At 42.3% G+C, this 14,939-nt stretch carries 16 protein-coding genes; 15 read left to right on the forward strand and 1 reads right to left on the reverse strand.

Annotated elements, in window-relative coordinates:
• From qcrB to ypjB, 4 genes are all read left to right on the forward strand, one after another.
• Nucleotides 1-675 carry a menaquinol-cytochrome c reductase cytochrome b subunit gene (gene qcrB / locus EBQ12_RS13025; protein WP_003215804.1) on the forward strand — a complete coding sequence of 225 codons (675 nt, stop codon included), beginning with the start codon at nt 1-3 and terminating at the stop codon, nt 673-675.
• Between the two features lie 41 nt (nt 676-716).
• Nucleotides 717-1,484: a menaquinol-cytochrome c reductase cytochrome b/c subunit gene (locus tag EBQ12_RS13030; RefSeq protein ID WP_008344567.1), complete on the forward strand. Its 768-nt coding sequence runs from the start codon at nt 717-719 to the stop codon at nt 1,482-1,484.
• 102 nt (nt 1,485-1,586) lie between these two features.
• Nucleotides 1,587-2,180 (forward strand): lipoprotein heptaprenylglyceryl N-acetyltransferase LhaT, encoded by a 594-nt coding sequence (gene lhaT / locus EBQ12_RS13035; RefSeq protein WP_007500909.1) that lies wholly within the window; start codon nt 1,587-1,589, stop codon nt 2,178-2,180.
• Between the two features lie 65 nt (nt 2,181-2,245).
• The gene (gene ypjB / locus EBQ12_RS13040) at nt 2,246-3,052 is read left to right on the forward strand and encodes a sporulation protein YpjB (protein WP_008344572.1); all 807 of its coding nucleotides are present in this window, start codon (nt 2,246-2,248) and stop codon (nt 3,050-3,052) included.
• 31 nt (nt 3,053-3,083) lie between these two features.
• Here ypjB and EBQ12_RS13045 read toward each other — a convergent pair whose 3' ends face one another.
• Entirely contained in the window at nt 3,084-3,956 is an 873-nt protein-coding gene (locus EBQ12_RS13045; protein WP_003215598.1) for a YitT family protein, read from the reverse strand.
• 137 nt (nt 3,957-4,093) lie between these two features.
• Here EBQ12_RS13045 and EBQ12_RS13050 point away from each other — a divergent pair, with 137 nt between their 5' ends.
• The 11 genes from EBQ12_RS13050 (at nt 4,094) to dinG (ending at nt 14,851) form a co-directional block, all read left to right on the forward strand.
• The gene (locus EBQ12_RS13050) at nt 4,094-4,429 is read left to right on the forward strand and encodes a nucleotide pyrophosphohydrolase (protein ID WP_008344575.1); all 336 of its coding nucleotides are present in this window, start codon (nt 4,094-4,096) and stop codon (nt 4,427-4,429) included.
• Nucleotides 4,430-4,434: 5 nt separating this feature from the next.
• Nucleotides 4,435-5,238, forward strand: a complete 804-nt coding sequence (gene dapB / locus EBQ12_RS13055; protein ID WP_017359745.1) for a 4-hydroxy-tetrahydrodipicolinate reductase — start codon at nt 4,435-4,437, stop codon at nt 5,236-5,238.
• 17 nt (nt 5,239-5,255) lie between these two features.
• Nucleotides 5,256-5,675: a methylglyoxal synthase gene (gene mgsA / locus EBQ12_RS13060; protein WP_035702930.1), complete on the forward strand. Its 420-nt coding sequence runs from the start codon at nt 5,256-5,258 to the stop codon at nt 5,673-5,675.
• Nucleotides 5,662-6,366: a bacillithiol biosynthesis deacetylase BshB1 gene (bshB1, locus tag EBQ12_RS13065; protein WP_125590277.1), complete on the forward strand. Its 705-nt coding sequence runs from the start codon at nt 5,662-5,664 to the stop codon at nt 6,364-6,366. Before mgsA ends, bshB1 begins: the two co-directional genes overlap by 14 nt.
• 2 nt (nt 6,367-6,368) lie before the next feature.
• The gene (gene bshA / locus EBQ12_RS13070; protein ID WP_110487368.1) at nt 6,369-7,514 is read left to right on the forward strand and encodes an N-acetyl-alpha-D-glucosaminyl L-malate synthase BshA; all 1,146 of its coding nucleotides are present in this window, start codon (nt 6,369-6,371) and stop codon (nt 7,512-7,514) included.
• A complete protein-coding gene (locus tag EBQ12_RS13075; protein ID WP_125590279.1) occupies nt 7,507-8,709 on the forward strand; it encodes a CCA tRNA nucleotidyltransferase in 1,203 nt (400 codons plus the stop codon). The genes bshA and EBQ12_RS13075 overlap by 8 nt, the downstream gene beginning before the upstream one ends.
• On the forward strand, nt 8,682-9,665 hold the full coding sequence (locus EBQ12_RS13080) for a biotin--[acetyl-CoA-carboxylase] ligase (protein ID WP_125590281.1): 984 nt from the start codon (nt 8,682-8,684) through the stop codon (nt 9,663-9,665). Before EBQ12_RS13075 ends, EBQ12_RS13080 begins: the two co-directional genes overlap by 28 nt.
• 199 nt (nt 9,666-9,864) lie before the next feature.
• On the forward strand, nt 9,865-10,704 hold the full coding sequence (gene panB, locus EBQ12_RS13085) for a 3-methyl-2-oxobutanoate hydroxymethyltransferase (protein WP_008344587.1): 840 nt from the start codon (nt 9,865-9,867) through the stop codon (nt 10,702-10,704).
• A complete protein-coding gene (gene panC / locus EBQ12_RS13090) occupies nt 10,701-11,567 on the forward strand; it encodes a pantoate--beta-alanine ligase (RefSeq protein ID WP_125590283.1) in 867 nt (288 codons plus the stop codon). Before panB ends, panC begins: the two co-directional genes overlap by 4 nt.
• Nucleotides 11,560-11,943: an aspartate 1-decarboxylase gene (panD, locus tag EBQ12_RS13095; protein ID WP_017359738.1), complete on the forward strand. Its 384-nt coding sequence runs from the start codon at nt 11,560-11,562 to the stop codon at nt 11,941-11,943. The genes panC and panD overlap by 8 nt, the downstream gene beginning before the upstream one ends.
• 115 nt (nt 11,944-12,058) lie before the next feature.
• Nucleotides 12,059-14,851, forward strand: a complete 2,793-nt coding sequence (gene dinG, locus EBQ12_RS13100; protein WP_125590285.1) for an ATP-dependent DNA helicase DinG — start codon at nt 12,059-12,061, stop codon at nt 14,849-14,851.
• Nucleotides 14,852-14,939: the final 88 nt, after the last annotated feature.

The raw sequence follows: 14,939 nt of genomic DNA on the forward strand, positions 1-14,939 counted from the left end.
ATGCTTAACAAGATTTACGATTGGGTAGATGAGCGGCTGGACATCACACCGATATGGAGAGACATTGCGGATCATGAAGTGCCTGAGCACGTCAATCCAGCACATCATTTCTCTGCTTTTGTGTATTGTTTTGGCGGTTTAACGTTTTTTGTGACGGTCATTCAAGTCCTTTCGGGCATGTTTTTAACGATGTATTATGTACCGGATATTAAAAACGCATGGGAATCTGTCTATTATTTGCAAAATGAAGTGGCATTCGGACAGATTGTAAGAGGGATGCACCACTGGGGTGCGAGTCTAGTCATTGTTATGATGTTTTTACATACGCTGAGGGTCTTTTTCCAAGGGGCGTATAAAAAGCCTAGAGAGCTAAACTGGATTGTCGGTGTGCTCATTTTCTTTGTGATGCTTGGACTTGGTTTTACAGGATATCTTTTACCGTGGGATATGAAGGCGCTATTTGCGACGAAGGTTGGTCTTCAAATTGCAGAGGCGACACCTTTCATTGGGAAAGAGATTAAAACGCTGCTTGCAGGTCATCCTGACATTGTAGGTGCACAAACGCTGACGAGATTTTTCGCTATCCATGTCTTTTTCTTGCCAGCGGCATTATTTGGGCTGATGGCTGCCCACTTTATTATGATTCGTAAGCAAGGAATTTCTGGACCGCTGTAAAATTTTGCGTTTGATGAATGTTCAATGAGGAGGGGATGACTTTGCATAGGGGAAAAGGGATGAAGTTTGTCGGAGATTCCAGAATACCGGCAGAAAGAAAACCTAACATACCTAAAGACTATTCCGAATATCCGGGAAAAACCGAAGCCTTTTGGCCGAACTTTCTTTTAAAGGAATGGCTTGTAGGTGCTGTTTTTTTAATTGGATTTCTTGTCCTAACTGTTGTTCATGCACCTCCGCTTGAGCGGATGGCTGATCCGACAGATACGGGCTATATTCCGCTGCCAGACTGGTATTTCTTATTTTTATACCAGTTGTTAAAATATGAGTTTGCTGCAGGGAGCTATACAGTGGTTGGCGCAATGATTATGCCTGGAATTGCGTTTGGTGCTCTTTTACTCGCACCATTTCTTGATTCTGGTCCTGAACGCAGGCCATATCGAAGACCAATTGCAGTTGGAATGATGATTCTTGCAGTTGGTGCAGCAACCTATTTAACATGGGAGTCTGTTGCTACTCATGACTGGGAAGCAGCAGCGAAGCAAGGTGAAATCAAGAAAGAAGCAGAGATTGATACCTCAGCTGAAGAGTATAAAATCTATCAAGAGCAGACATGTATCTCCTGTCACGGAGATAATATGCAAGGCGGGGCAGCTGGACCGTCACTTGTTGACAATGGCTTAGCACCAGAGGAAATTGCGAAAATCGCTGTAGAAGGAAAAGGCAACATGCCTAAGGGCATTTTTAAAGGCAGCGATGAAGAACTTGAAAAGCTCTCGAAATATTTATCTGAGGTCAAATCTAAATAATTCAGTTGTTTAAATGCAAGTACAAGGATATACTCAAAAGGAGAAAAAAGCTGGCGCTGTCAGCTTTTTTCTGATTTTAACAGATCGTGAGTGAAGAGAAATATGAGATGGATTCAATATCTGCTAGCCACACGCTACATGCTTGTGCTCGTGCTCATTGTCAACTTTCTTGGCACTGCGTACGGCTATTACTGGTATATTCCGCAGCTCGTAGAGACGCCGGCTGTCTTTTTACCTTTTGTACCGGACAGTCCGACGGCAAGTTTTTTCTTTTTATTTGTATTACTAGCCTTTCTAATGAAACGCCATGCTCCTTATTTTGAAGCACTGGCCCTTGTCACCTTGATCAAATATGGATTATGGGCTGTAGGGATGAATCTTTTCGTGCTCGTTTCTGTTGATGATTTTCCGTGGGAAGGATATATGCTAATTGGTTCGCACTTTGCGATGGCGGTACAGGCTGTGTTATTTGCGCCGTATTATCGTTTTCACATGCGTCATTTGGTTGTAGCAGGCATATGGATTTTACATAATGATGTGATTGATTATGTGTTTGGAATGATGCCGCGTTATTCTATGCTTTCTGCCTATTCAAATGAGATCGGCTACGTGACGTTTTGGTTAAGTATTGCCGTTCTTCTTGTTTCGTATTATCTTGTCCTCTCGAAAAAATCGGTCAAGCTTGAACTCCCTTAACAATGTTGGTCTAACCTTGTCCTTTTCTTCATACGCTGTATGGAGAAAGGCTAGGAGGGACTTGCATGAAACGAAAGTCAATCGCGATGATTCTATTATTATTTCTCGTCTTGCATCCAGCTGCTGCAAAAGGTGAGGAAACAACAGCTGCTAAAGCGCTGCAAGAATTAACGGAACTATCAGATTCAATCTTTCAATTAACGAGACAAGCTAAATATGATGAGGCATTACAAGTCGCATTATATGCTGAAAAGACATTTAAAGCTGAGAATTGGCGTGGAACTCTGACGAATACGCAGGTTCGGCAAATTACACTTGGCTATCAAGATATCATTAAAGGACTCCCGCAGGAAGACTTAAATGAGCGCGAAAAACTTCGGTATGCCTCTCAGTTTAGAATGCTTCTTGATGCGATACAATCAAATTCGGAACCTCTTTGGGGTTCGCTCGAGAAGCCGATTATGGGGTCTTTTCCGACATTAAAGAAAGAAGTAAAAGATCCAGAATCGACGACGTTCTATGAAACTTGGAATGAGCTGGTTTCATTGTATGATATGATTTATCCGAGTTTAACCATTGATATCTCGCCTGAAAAGCTGCAGACGATTAAGCAGCACATGGAAGTAATTGAACAAGGTGAATTTTTAAAAGCATCGAGTGGGACAAAGCTTGAGCGTCTCACGAAACTTGAAGAAGATTTATCAAGTGTGTTTGCGAACGTTGATCAAGATGAAGCGGATCCATCGCTTTTATGGGTCATCTTAACAACAGGAAGTATGATTTTACTCACTCTAACGTATGTTGGGTTTAGGAAATACCGTGCTGAAAAAGAAAAAAAGCAAAAGCGACAAGCCGATTATCCAAAATCATAAAAAAAGAAGCACCGTTATCGGGCTTCTTTTTTTAGTGGGGATTGAGCGGCTTTTTATGTTCATCTAATGTGAAGCCTTCACCAAGTACGTCATGCACGTCACTCACTGATACAAAGGCATGAGGATCGACGGAAGTTACGACGCTCTTGAGGTGGACAAGCTCATTTTTTGGAACGACGCAGTAAAGGACGTTGCGTTCCTGTTTCGTATAGGAGCCGACACCTTTTAAAATGGTCACTCCGCGCTCCATTTCCTCTGTGATTTTCTTTTGAATGATGTCATCCTTTTCAGAAATAATCATCGCTCCTTTGGCAGCGTAAGCGCCTTCTTGCATGAAGTCGATGACTTTTGCAGCAACAAATACGGCAACAAGTGTATACATGGCTTCTTTGTAATTTAAATAGGTGAGAGAGATGGTAATGACGCATGCGTCGAAGATAAACATCGTTCTTCCCATTGCGACTTGATAATGTTTGTTGATCAGTCTTGCAATAATGTCCACGCCGCCTGTTGTCCCGCCGAATTTAAAGATGATTCCGAGGCCTGTTCCGATAAATACACCTGCAAAGAGTGCGGCTAAGGCTAAATCGTGCTGAAGAGGCATATGTATTTGAAAGCGCTGGAAGATGGCTAGAAAGACAGAAAGACTGACGGTTCCGACAATTGTATATGTAAACATGGTTCTGCCAAGCATTTTCCAGCCGATAAAAAAGATCGGAATGTTTAACACAAGGTTTGAAATAGATGGGTCAATGTGAAATAGAAAATATAAAAGCAGTGTGATACCTGTAAATCCGCCTTCCGCCAAGTTGTTCTGCATATTAAAATGAACAAGGCCGAAAGAAAAAATCGCAGATCCTATTAAAATAAATACGATATTTTTAAGACGAATTTCTTTTAGCAAAAGATCACTCCTTTTTTTGCTTAGACAGCGATAATATTATATGGTATGGAAGAGAAACAAGCAAACTGAGTTTTAAACATTTGTCAAATATTTATGATTTCGCTAACATGTAAGAGATGGATAGGAGGATGAGCTTCATGACGAATGAAAAAACGCTGCGTCACGTGCAGCAAGAAGTCGATGATTACATAGGACAATTTAAAGAAGGCTATTTCAGCCCGCTTGCCATGATGGCCCGTCTGACAGAAGAATTAGGTGAGCTGGCAAGAGAGGTCAACCATTACTATGGAGAAAAGCCGAAAAAAACAACAGAAACAGAAAAAAGCATGGAAGAAGAAATTGGCGATGTGCTGTTTGTGTTAACATGCCTTGCCAATTCACTCAATATATCACTTGAAGAAGCCCATGATCGTGTGATGCATAAATTCAATACAAGAGACAAAGACCGCTGGACGAAAAAAGAAGGGAAGTAGAGAAGATGACGAATCAAACCATCAAAGTTGTAATCGCTGGAGCAAGAGGAAGAATGGGGATAGAGGCTGTCAAGCTGGCAGAAGAAACAAGCCATTTTGAACTAGTAGCAGCACTTGATCACACACATGAGGGGAAAAAGCTATCAGATGTGCTTCATACAACATCTGATGCGCCCATTTATACGGATATTGACGTGTGTCTTTCAGAAACAGCACCGGATGTATTAATTGATTTGACGACCCCAGAAATCGGGAAAGTACATACAAAAAAAGCCCTTGAACATGGCGTACGTCCAGTCGTAGGCACAACAGGTTTTTCAGAAGACGACCTAAAAGAACTTCAGCAATTAACAGAAGAAAAAGGGATAGGCTGTATTATTGCGCCTAACTTTGCTGTTGGTGCTGTTTTAATGATGAAATTTGCCAAAATGGCAGCGAATTATTTTCCTGATGTTGAAATCATTGAGCTTCATCATGATAAAAAATTGGACGCTCCGAGCGGTACAGGACTAAAAACGGCTGAAATGATTGCTGAAGTAAGAGAAAGCAAAAAGCAGGGGCACCCTGAAGAAAAAGAACTAATCGAAGGTGCTCGAGGAGCAGATTATGATGGCATCCGTCTTCACAGCGTAAGGCTTCCAGGCATGATTGCTCATCAAGAAGTGCTGTTTGGAATGGACGGGCAGACGCTCACGATTCGTCATGATTCTTATAACCGTGCATCCTTTATGTCAGGTGTGAAGCTTTCTGTTGAACAGGTGATGCATATTGATCAACTCGTCTATGGCTTAGAAAATATTATCGACTAATAAGGAGTGGATCCCTGATGAACATTGCTTTAATCGCTCACGATAAGAAAAAAAGTGACATGATTCAATTCGCCATTGCGTATCGAGATCTTTTGGCAGATCATACACTTTATGCAACAGGAACCACAGGTTTAAGAGTGAAAGAAGCGACTGGGCTGCCCATTCATCGTTTCCAATCAGGACCACTTGGAGGAGATCAGCAGATCGGTGCTATGATTGCTGATAATGCAATGGATCTTGTGCTCTTTTTTAGAGACCCTCTCACTGCACAGCCGCATGAACCGGATGTATCTGCACTCATCCGGCTTTGCGATGTGTATGCCATCCCATTAGCAACCAATATGGGGACCGCCGAAATTTTAGTCAGGAATTTAAATAAAGGTACGTTTGATTTTCGAGATGTAGCAAAAAACGGAGGAACGCATGAAACCACTTGATATCCTTGCATTCGGTGCCCATAGCGATGATGTAGAGATCGGTATGGGTGGAACGATTGCAAAATACGTAAAAAAAGGGGCACGTGTTGGGATTTGTGACTTGACTCAGGCTGAATTATCTTCAAATGGAACGGTTGAAAGCCGAAAAGAAGAGGCCAGAGCAGCCGCTGCCATTTTAGGCGTCACGACTCGAATCCAGCTCACGCTGCCAGATAGAGGACTTTATCTGAATGACGAAGCGATGAAAGAAATTGCAGGTGTCATCCGAACATACAAACCGAGACTTATTTTTGCCCCGCACCACCAAGATCGGCATCCTGATCATGGTCATGCGGGTTCACTTGTAGAAGAGGCCGCTTTTTCTGCAGGTATACATAAATTTGAAGATTCATACAAGCAGCCAGCGCATAAAATAAGCCAGATGTATTATTACATGATTAATGGCCACCATCGTCCAGATTTTGTGATTGATATTTCAGACGAGATGAAGCAAAAAATTGATAGCTTACATGCGTATAAAAGCCAATTTGTCAAAACAGAGAGTTCAGTGGAGACACCGCTTGTAAATGGGTATATCGATTTTGTCAAAATGAGAGAGTCGATGTATGGAAGGGAAGTCAATAAAACTTTTGCAGAAGGGTTTCTGGCAAAGAAGCCACTTTTGATGGACGATGACTTACTTGGGGGGTAATTATGAGAAAATTGAAGATCGGAATCACTTGTTATCCGAGTGTTGGCGGTTCGGGCATTATTGCCACAGAGCTTGGAAAACGTTTAGCTGAAAAAGGGCACGATGTTCATTTCATTACCTCAAGTATTCCGTTTAGACTCAATAAAGTGTATCCGAATATTTATTTTCATGAGGTGGATGTCACTCAATATGCTGTGTTTCAATATCCGCCTTATGACCTTGCACTGGCAAGTAAACTCGCAGAAGTGGCAAAACGAGAGAAGCTTGATATTATTCATGCGCATTATGCGGTCCCTCACGCTGTCTGTGCGTTCTTAGCCAAACAAATGACTGGACAGTCTGTCAAAGTCGTCACCACCCTTCACGGGACGGATATTACGGTTTTAGGCTATGACCCATCTTTAAAGGAAGTCATCCGGTTTGCGATCGAATCATCTGACCGCGTAACGGCTGTATCACATTCATTAGCTGCGCAGACATACGATCTGATTAAACCGAATAAAAAAATTGATACGATCCATAATTTCGTCGATGAGCGCGTATATTTGCGTGAAGATCACGAAGTGCTGAAGACGCATTATGGTCTTCTGCAGGATGAGAAGGTCGTCATCCATGTATCAAATTTCCGTAAAGTGAAGCGGGTGCATGACGTAATCCATGTGTTTAAACAGATTTCTGAACAGGTGAATGCAAAACTGCTACTGATTGGGGACGGACCTGAAAAATCGGTTGTTTGCGAGCTGGTGAAAAAGCTTGGATTAACGGACCGCGTGTTATTTTTAGGAAAGCAAGAGAAGGTGGAGGAGCTCTATTCGATTAGTGATTTGAAGCTGCTGCTTTCTGAGAAAGAGAGTTTTGGTCTTGTACTACTTGAAGCAATGGCATGCGGAGTACCTTGTATAGGAACAGACGTTGGAGGAATTCCAGAGGTGATTGCACATGGAGAGACAGGATTCCTTGTTCCGCTTGGTGATGTAGATGGAGCAGCAAAACATGCTATCTCTATTCTGAAAGACAATGCGCTCCATAAGCAAATATCGATGGCAGCCAAGTCTAGTGTTGAAGCCAATTTCTCTTCTGACAAAATTGTGAGAGAGTATGAAGAGCTTTACTTAGAATTGATCGAAGGTGATGTTGAAGATGAATGAACCATTCACACATGCGATCCCTATTTTACATACACTGCACGAACATGGGTATCAAGCTTATTTTGTCGGCGGTGCGGTGAGGGATGTCCTTTTAGGCAGGGAAATTGGGGATATCGATATTGCGACAGATGCCACACCTGATGTGGTGGAGTCTTTATTTGATAAAACAGTAGATGTCGGCAAAGAGCATGGCACTGTTATTGTGTTACTTGATGGGGGCAGCTATGAAGTCACTACGTTTCGGACTGAATCAGAATATGAAGACTTTCGACGGCCTAAAGAAGTGGCGTTTATTTCATCACTAAAAGAAGATCTTTTAAGAAGAGATTTAACGATCAATGCAGTGGCCATGGATATTCATGGTGACATCATTGACCATGTGGGCGGCAAGCGGGATATTAAGCGGAGACGAATTCAAACGGTTGGAGATCCTGCATGCCGCTTTCAAGAAGATGCGCTTCGGATGATGAGAGCGGTGCGGTTTTTAAGCCAGCTCGGGTTTGAGCTTTCTAAAGAGACGGAAGAAGCAATGAAAAAAGATAAGCATCTGCTTGCTAATATATCTGTTGAACGCAAAAAAATCGAAATGGAAAAACTTTTAAAAGGACGCTACTGTGAGCAAGCCATCAAGGTGCTCATCTCCACCAAATTGTATGAAGAATTGCCCGGCCTCAAAAAGGATCAGCTGAATGAAACGTTCCAAGCTTTCCCGTATTATTTATTGGATGGGTTAGATGAGGTGTGGGGAGCCTTTATCCATTTACTTGGTCTAGATGAGGCGGAGGCGGTGTCCTTTTTAAAAGAATGGAAGTTATCAACGAAACTTTTAAAAGAATCCGTTGCCATTAGCAAATATGTTGATTGTGACTGGGATGCGGAAAAAATGTTTGAAGCTGGTGAACATGTCCTGCTTTCTAGTATGAAAATCACGCAGCTCAAACATGAGCGCCGCATTTTCTTTGATGAGCTGGAGGCGGCGAAACGTTCATATGATGCGTTGCCGATTAAACAGCTTCAAGACCTTGCAGTGTCAGGAAAAGATTTGATGGCCTTTCGGCAAAAGCCAGCTGGTAAATGGATTGCAGAAGAGCTTGCTTCTGTGAAAAAAGCCGTTTTGCAAAACCAGCTTGAAAACCGAAAAGAAGTCATAGAGGAGTGGCTCATAGCGTGCGATCAGCGATTAGAAAACGATTAATTGAACTATTTACAGCATCTGAGCAAGATTTTGTCTCAAGCCAGCAAATATGTGATGAGCTTGGCTGCTCCCGAACGGCAGTATGGAAGCATATAGAGGATTTGCGAAAAGAGGGATATGAGGTCGAAGCGGTCAGAAGAAAAGGATACCGGCTGCTTCGTAAACCGGACAAAATTAGTGAAGACGAAATTCTGTTTGGTTTGGAAACAGAGCTGTTTGGCAGGCATATTTACTTTCAAGAAGAAGTCGCCTCAACTCAGCTCATTGCCCATGACCTCGTCAATAAAGGAGCCCCGCACGGCTCGCTTGTTGTCAGTGATCATCAGACAAACGGAAAAGGCCGCCTTCAAAGAACGTGGCATTCACCAAATGGGACAGGCATTTGGATGAGTTTGATTCTCCGGCCGGAAATACCGCTGCACAAAGCGCCGCAAATGACGCTTTTAGCATCTGTCGCCATCGCTGAAGCCATAGCGCAGCAAACGGGTCTCAGTCCATCAATCAAATGGCCAAACGATATTTTGCTAAACGGAAAAAAGGTCGTTGGTATTTTGACTGAATTAAAAGCAGAAGCTGACCAAGTTCACGCAGTCATTATTGGTCCAGGCATTAACGTGAATCAGACGGCAAATGATTTTCCTGAAGAATTAAAGGATGTTGCGACGAGTTTGCAAATGGAGCTGGGTGAAAAGATAGACAGAGCGGCATTGATTCAAACCATCATGTCCACCTTTGAAAAAAGGTATGATGAATATATGACTTATGGTTTTGCTCCGATCAAACAATTATGGGAATCGTATGCGATGACCATTGGAAAGCGTATCATCGCACGCACCGTCAATGGACAATATGATGGAACGGCGCTTGGGATTAATGATGAAGGCGTTCTTTTACTCGAAACGGAGGGCGGAATCCAAAACATCTACTCCGCCGACATTGAGATCAAGTCAACTTAAGTGGAACACCCGGCACATTTTTGATATACTTCGTGTGGGCAGTATCTGAAAAAGAACTGTACCTGTTAGGAAGAAAAATTTGATAAATTTCTGCCTTGATCCTAAGGGACTTGGACAGAGGGATGATTCGTCTGCACATGAGAGATAAAAGCGTGTGAGATCAGACAAGCCATCTCCTCTCCAGAATGAGGAGGAACAAATGAAGACAAAGTTAGATTTTTTCAAAATGAAAGAACAAAACGAACCTATTGTGATGCTGACAGCATACGACTATCCAGCTGCAAAGCAAGCGGAAAAAGCGGAAGTCGACATGATCTTAGTTGGTGACTCACTTGGGATGGTTGTCCTTGGACTTGATTCCACAGTTCAAGTGACGATGGATGATATGATTCATCACACAAAAGCAGTCAAAAGAGGCGCAAAAGACACATTTGTTGTGACGGATATGCCATTTATGTCTTATCATTATTCATTAGAAGAAACGATGAAAAATGCAGCACGCATTATGCAAGAAAGCGGTGCTGATGCCTTAAAGCTTGAAGGTGGAGACGGAGTATTTGAATCTATCCAAGCACTTACAAGAGGCGGTATTCCTGTTGTAAGCCATTTAGGGCTGACCCCTCAATCAGTCGGTGTCCTTGGCGGCTATAAAGTGCAAGGAAAAGACAAAGAGAGTGCACAGAAATTGATTGAAGATAGTCTGAAATGCGAGGAAGCAGGCGCCATCGCTCTTGTGTTAGAGTGTGTACCTGGTGAACTGACAAAACGGATTACTGACATGCTAAAGATTCCTGTGATCGGAATTGGGGCAGGGGCTGAAGCAGATGGACAAGTTCTCGTTTACCATGATGTGGTAGGGTACGGCGTGTCTAGAACACCTAAATTTGTGAAACAATACGCGCAAATCGATGCTGTATTAGAAGAAGCGCTCATACAATATACAAAAGAAGTAAAAGCACGCACATTCCCAGAGGATGCTCATACCTTTCATATGAAAGAAGAAGTCCTTGATGGTTTATATGGGGGGATCAAGGAATGAAGGTTGTCTCCCATATTCATGAACTAAAAGAAATGATCAAGCAGCATCAAAAGAAGCAGCATTCCATTGGATTTGTCCCTACAATGGGTTTCCTTCATGAAGGACATCTTACGCTTGCAAAAGAAGCAAGAGATCAAAATGACATTGTGGTGATGAGCATCTTTGTTAATCCATTGCAATTTGGACCGAATGAAGACTTTGAATCCTATCCAAGAGATATGGAAAGAGACCAGCGTCTTGCCGAAGAAACTGGAGTAGATATATTATTTACACCTGATGTGAAGGAAATGTACAAAGATGAGCCATCGATTACGATGACTGTTCAAAAGCGTACAGACGTCTTATGCGGGAAGAAACGCCCAGGACACTTCGACGGCGTTGTCACGGTGCTGACAAAGCTGTTTCACCTTGTCGCACCAACCAATGTATACTTTGGGCTAAAGGATGCACAGCAAGTCGCTGTTATCGATGCGATGATCAAGGATTTCTTTTTTGATCTTCACCTTGTGTCTGTTCCTACTGTTCGAGAAGAAGACGGTTTAGCGAAAAGTTCAAGGAACGTGTATTTGTCTGAAACAGAAAGGCAAGAAGCACCTGCTTTATACCGGGCATTAAAAAAAGGACAGACAGCTGTAGAAAATGGTGAACATGATGTAAATCGTATTTATCAATTAGTGGAAGAGGAGATTCTTCAAACGAGTGGAGAAATCGATTATATTGACATTTACTCCTACCCAGAACTTGAACCTCTTCAGCACTTAACGGGCCAAGTGATCATTGCCATTGCTGTGAAGTTCTCCCGGGCAAGACTGATAGATAATGTGATTTTCCATGTTCCTGAAAGCGGTGAAAAACATGTATAGAACTTTTATGACCTCGAAACTTCATAAAGCGACAGTGACTGAAGCAAACTTACACTATGTAGGTAGTATTACCATCGACGAAGATTTGCTTGATGCGGCAGGCATGATGGCAAATGAAAAAGTGCAAATTGTCAATAATCACAATGGTGCTAGACTTGAAACATATATCATCCCTGGGGAAAGAAAGAGCGGTGTCATTTGTTTAAATGGTGCGGCAGCAAGATTGGTTCAGCCAGGAGATGAAGTCATTATTATCGCTTATGGGATGTTGTCAGAGGAAGAAGCGAAATCGCACACACCTAAAGTGGTCGTGTTAAATAAACAAAATCAAATTGAACAAATGATTGGGCAAGAGCCTGCGAGAACGATTTTATAACGCACGCTCACATGGAAACAGAACAGTTTCATCATAAGGAAGCTGTTCTGTTTCAGCTATATTGCCCAGAGTGTGTTTCACTATGAGTGGAACGAGGAATTGAGGTGTCCATTTTATGACCGATCAAAGGTTTGTTGTCGTTGATATTGAAACCACCGGGAATTCACCAAAAAAAGGTGATAAAATCATTCAAATTGCTGCGGTGGTCATTGAAAATGGACAAATTGTCGAACGGTATTCAAAATATGTGAACCCAGGGAAAACGATTCCTGGATTTATTGAACAGCTGACAGGTATTAAGCAGCACATGGTTGATGACGCGGTGTTTTTTGAGGACATTGCCCAAGAGGTGTATGATCTCATACAGGGCGCTTATTTTGTTGCGCACAATGTTCATTTTGATTTGAACTTTTTAAACGATGAACTAAAAGCATGCGGGAAAAATGAGCTGGATGTGCTAGCGATTGATACGGTTGAAATTTCTAGAATTCTTTATCCTGAGCTTGAAGGTTATAAGCTAACTGAATTAAGCGAAGAGCTCATGCTTCCACATGACCACCCGCACAGAGCGGATAGTGATGCGGAAGTTACTGCCATGTTATTTTTAACCTTATTACATCAATTAAGGAATACACCGCCAAATGTGTTAAAACAGCTGCGCAGATTATCCTCTTATCTTCTAAGTGATATAGGACTTTTAATTAAGCAGCTTGAAACCAATCACTCTAGTCAGGATGATTCGCTTGTAGAAGTAGGATCTTTTGCTGTGAAAGATGTGACCAATCCTATCACTGAATCGACATATGCAGTAGGCGCTGACGACGAGCAACTGTTTGAGGAGATAAAAGAGAAGCTTCCTCAAACATTAGAAGGCTATGAAGTAAGAGAAGGCCAGCTCACGATGATGAACAAAGTAAGAGATGCGTTCCATGAAAGAGCTTATGCGTTAATTGAAGCGGCGCCAGGAATCGGGAAAACACTCGCTTATCTTATACCAGCTGCTTTAGAAGCAAAGAAATCAGGAAAACCTGTCATTATCAGTACATATTCAATTTTACTGCAGCAGCAAATGCTTCAGCGCGATGTTCCGCTACTCAAGCAATTGCTCCCATTTGAGCCAGCCGCCTGTGTGTTTAAAGGGCGGGCACATTATATTTGTTTAGATAAGTTTGAGCATGTGCTGCATGAGGAAGATGATAACTATGATGTTGTCTTAACAAAAGCGCAAATTTTAATGTGGCTTCTTGTCACTGAAACAGGTGATTTGTCTGAACTGAATTTACCGTCAGGAGCTGCAAATATAAAAGACCGTATCTCTTGTGTGCACATGCCATTTACATCGAAAAAACGCCGTTTTAAAGAACATTGTTTTTATGAACGGGCTAAACGAAAGGCTCAAACCGCTGATTTAATTTTGACGAATCACCGTCTGCTTTTATCTCAAACGGAAGGACCTTCTATCTTTCAGCATGCAGATGTCTATGTGATTGATGAGGCCCACCAATTTGAAAAAACAGCCAATGAAACGCTAGGTGACAGTGCGTCTTATATCCAGCTTCATGCGAAATTAACGCAGCTTGGCTCTTTGCATGGCGGGCTGCTTAAGAAATTGAAAAAGAGATTTCATGGGGCAGGTTTATCAACTGACACCTTTATTGAAATGGACGAGTATCTTCAGCAGCTTCAGATGGAAAGTGACGCATTTTTTAGTACCGTTCATTCTTTTGTCAAAAGGACAAAACCAAAAGCGGACATCAATCGTCTCATTCATAGAGTCCGTCATCATTCAAAACATGCTCAGTGGGTCCGAATTAAAGAATCAGCGAGTAAGCTTTGTTCATTATTGATTGCTTGTGAGAAACTGTATGAGCAGCAAAAAAATGAGTTACTTCACAAAAGTGATCAGTTCATAGAACACTTTGCATTTGAAGCAGAAGAATACGATCAAGTGATGTCATTTATGCAGACATTCTGCAGTACGCTGTACCGGTTTATCTTTGAACCAAACAATGATGAAACCGTTTGGATTGAGATTGATGCAAAGGGTGCCAAGAATGCTGTCTTTATGCACGCGCAGCCGCTAGATACAGGGGAGTTGCTAGCTGATCGGTTCTTCATGAACAAAAAAAGCGTTGTCCTCACATCAGGGACGCTTACCATCAATCAACGCTTTGATTATTGCTTGGAACGTTTTGGCCTGCAAGATTTTTACCCACACCTTGTCCAAATTGATTCACCTTTTGAACTTGAAAAACAGCTTAAGGTCGTTGTACCGGCTGACATGCCGCCGATCACAAACCGTGATGAACGCGAATATGTGAAGCAAGCTGCAACATATATTAAGATCATGGAAAAGCAGGATCAAGCGAAAATATTGGTGTTATTTAATTCACATGAGATGTTAAAAGCAGTGTATGAAGAGCTGAAATCAGAAGGTATGCAATCGGCCTTGTTTGCTCAAGGTTTGACAGGCGGGAGCCCTGTAAAATTGACAAAAATGTTCAAATTGGCGAAGCAGGCCATCTTGCTAGGAACAGGGAGTTTCTGGGAAGGTGTGGATTTTCCTGGCTCAGAGCTAACGACCGTCATTATGGCAAGGCTTCCTTTCCGCCCGCCCGATTCACCGCTCATTGAAGCAAAATGCGAAGCGGCAAAAAAACAGGGGAAGAATCCGTTTAAAGCCGTCGCTCTCCCGGAAGCTGTGTTAACTTTTAAGCAAGGAGCCGGCCGCTTGCTGCGCTCGGAAAAAGACATCGGAACATTGCTGATTTTAGACCGCCGAGTGAAAACCGCTTCGTATGGAAAACTATTTTTAGAATCACTTCATCATGCGCCAGTTCACGAGATGTCCAAAGAGTCGCTTGAGGCGTATATAGAAAAGCTTAACAACGAAAAGCCGCTGTCATAAGCGGCCTTTCACTGGTGTGGGTTTGGAGTTAATTTATCGTAACGGCTTTTTATGTTCCGTTGTAAAAATAGTATCGGTTCTCACATTG

Origin of the sequence: Bacillus sp. 2B09 (genome assembly GCF_003946835.1) — a bacterium.
GTDB lineage: Bacteria > Bacillota > Bacilli > Bacillales > Bacillaceae > Bacillus > Bacillus altitudinis.

Bases quoted from the DNA above. Each gene is read 5' to 3' on its own strand.
- qcrB (WP_003215804.1), top strand. From the start codon at position 1: ATGCTTAACAAGATTTACGATTGGGTAGATGAGCGGCTGGACATCACA.
- lhaT (WP_007500909.1), top strand. From the start codon at position 1,587: ATGAGATGGATTCAATATCTGCTAGCCACACGCTACATGCTTGTGCTC.
- ypjB (WP_008344572.1), top strand. From the start codon at position 2,246: ATGAAACGAAAGTCAATCGCGATGATTCTATTATTATTTCTCGTCTTG.
- EBQ12_RS13050 (WP_008344575.1), top strand. From the start codon at position 4,094: ATGACGAATGAAAAAACGCTGCGTCACGTGCAGCAAGAAGTCGATGAT.
- dapB (WP_017359745.1), top strand. From the start codon at position 4,435: ATGACGAATCAAACCATCAAAGTTGTAATCGCTGGAGCAAGAGGAAGA.
- mgsA (WP_035702930.1), top strand. From the start codon at position 5,256: ATGAACATTGCTTTAATCGCTCACGATAAGAAAAAAAGTGACATGATT.
- bshB1 (WP_125590277.1), top strand. From the start codon at position 5,662: ATGAAACCACTTGATATCCTTGCATTCGGTGCCCATAGCGATGATGTA.
- bshA (WP_110487368.1), top strand. From the start codon at position 6,369: ATGAGAAAATTGAAGATCGGAATCACTTGTTATCCGAGTGTTGGCGGT.
- EBQ12_RS13075 (WP_125590279.1), top strand. From the start codon at position 7,507: ATGAATGAACCATTCACACATGCGATCCCTATTTTACATACACTGCAC.
- panB (WP_008344587.1), top strand. From the start codon at position 9,865: ATGAAGACAAAGTTAGATTTTTTCAAAATGAAAGAACAAAACGAACCT.
- panC (WP_125590283.1), top strand. From the start codon at position 10,701: ATGAAGGTTGTCTCCCATATTCATGAACTAAAAGAAATGATCAAGCAG.
- panD (WP_017359738.1), top strand. From the start codon at position 11,560: ATGTATAGAACTTTTATGACCTCGAAACTTCATAAAGCGACAGTGACT.
- dinG (WP_125590285.1), top strand. From the start codon at position 12,059: ATGACCGATCAAAGGTTTGTTGTCGTTGATATTGAAACCACCGGGAAT.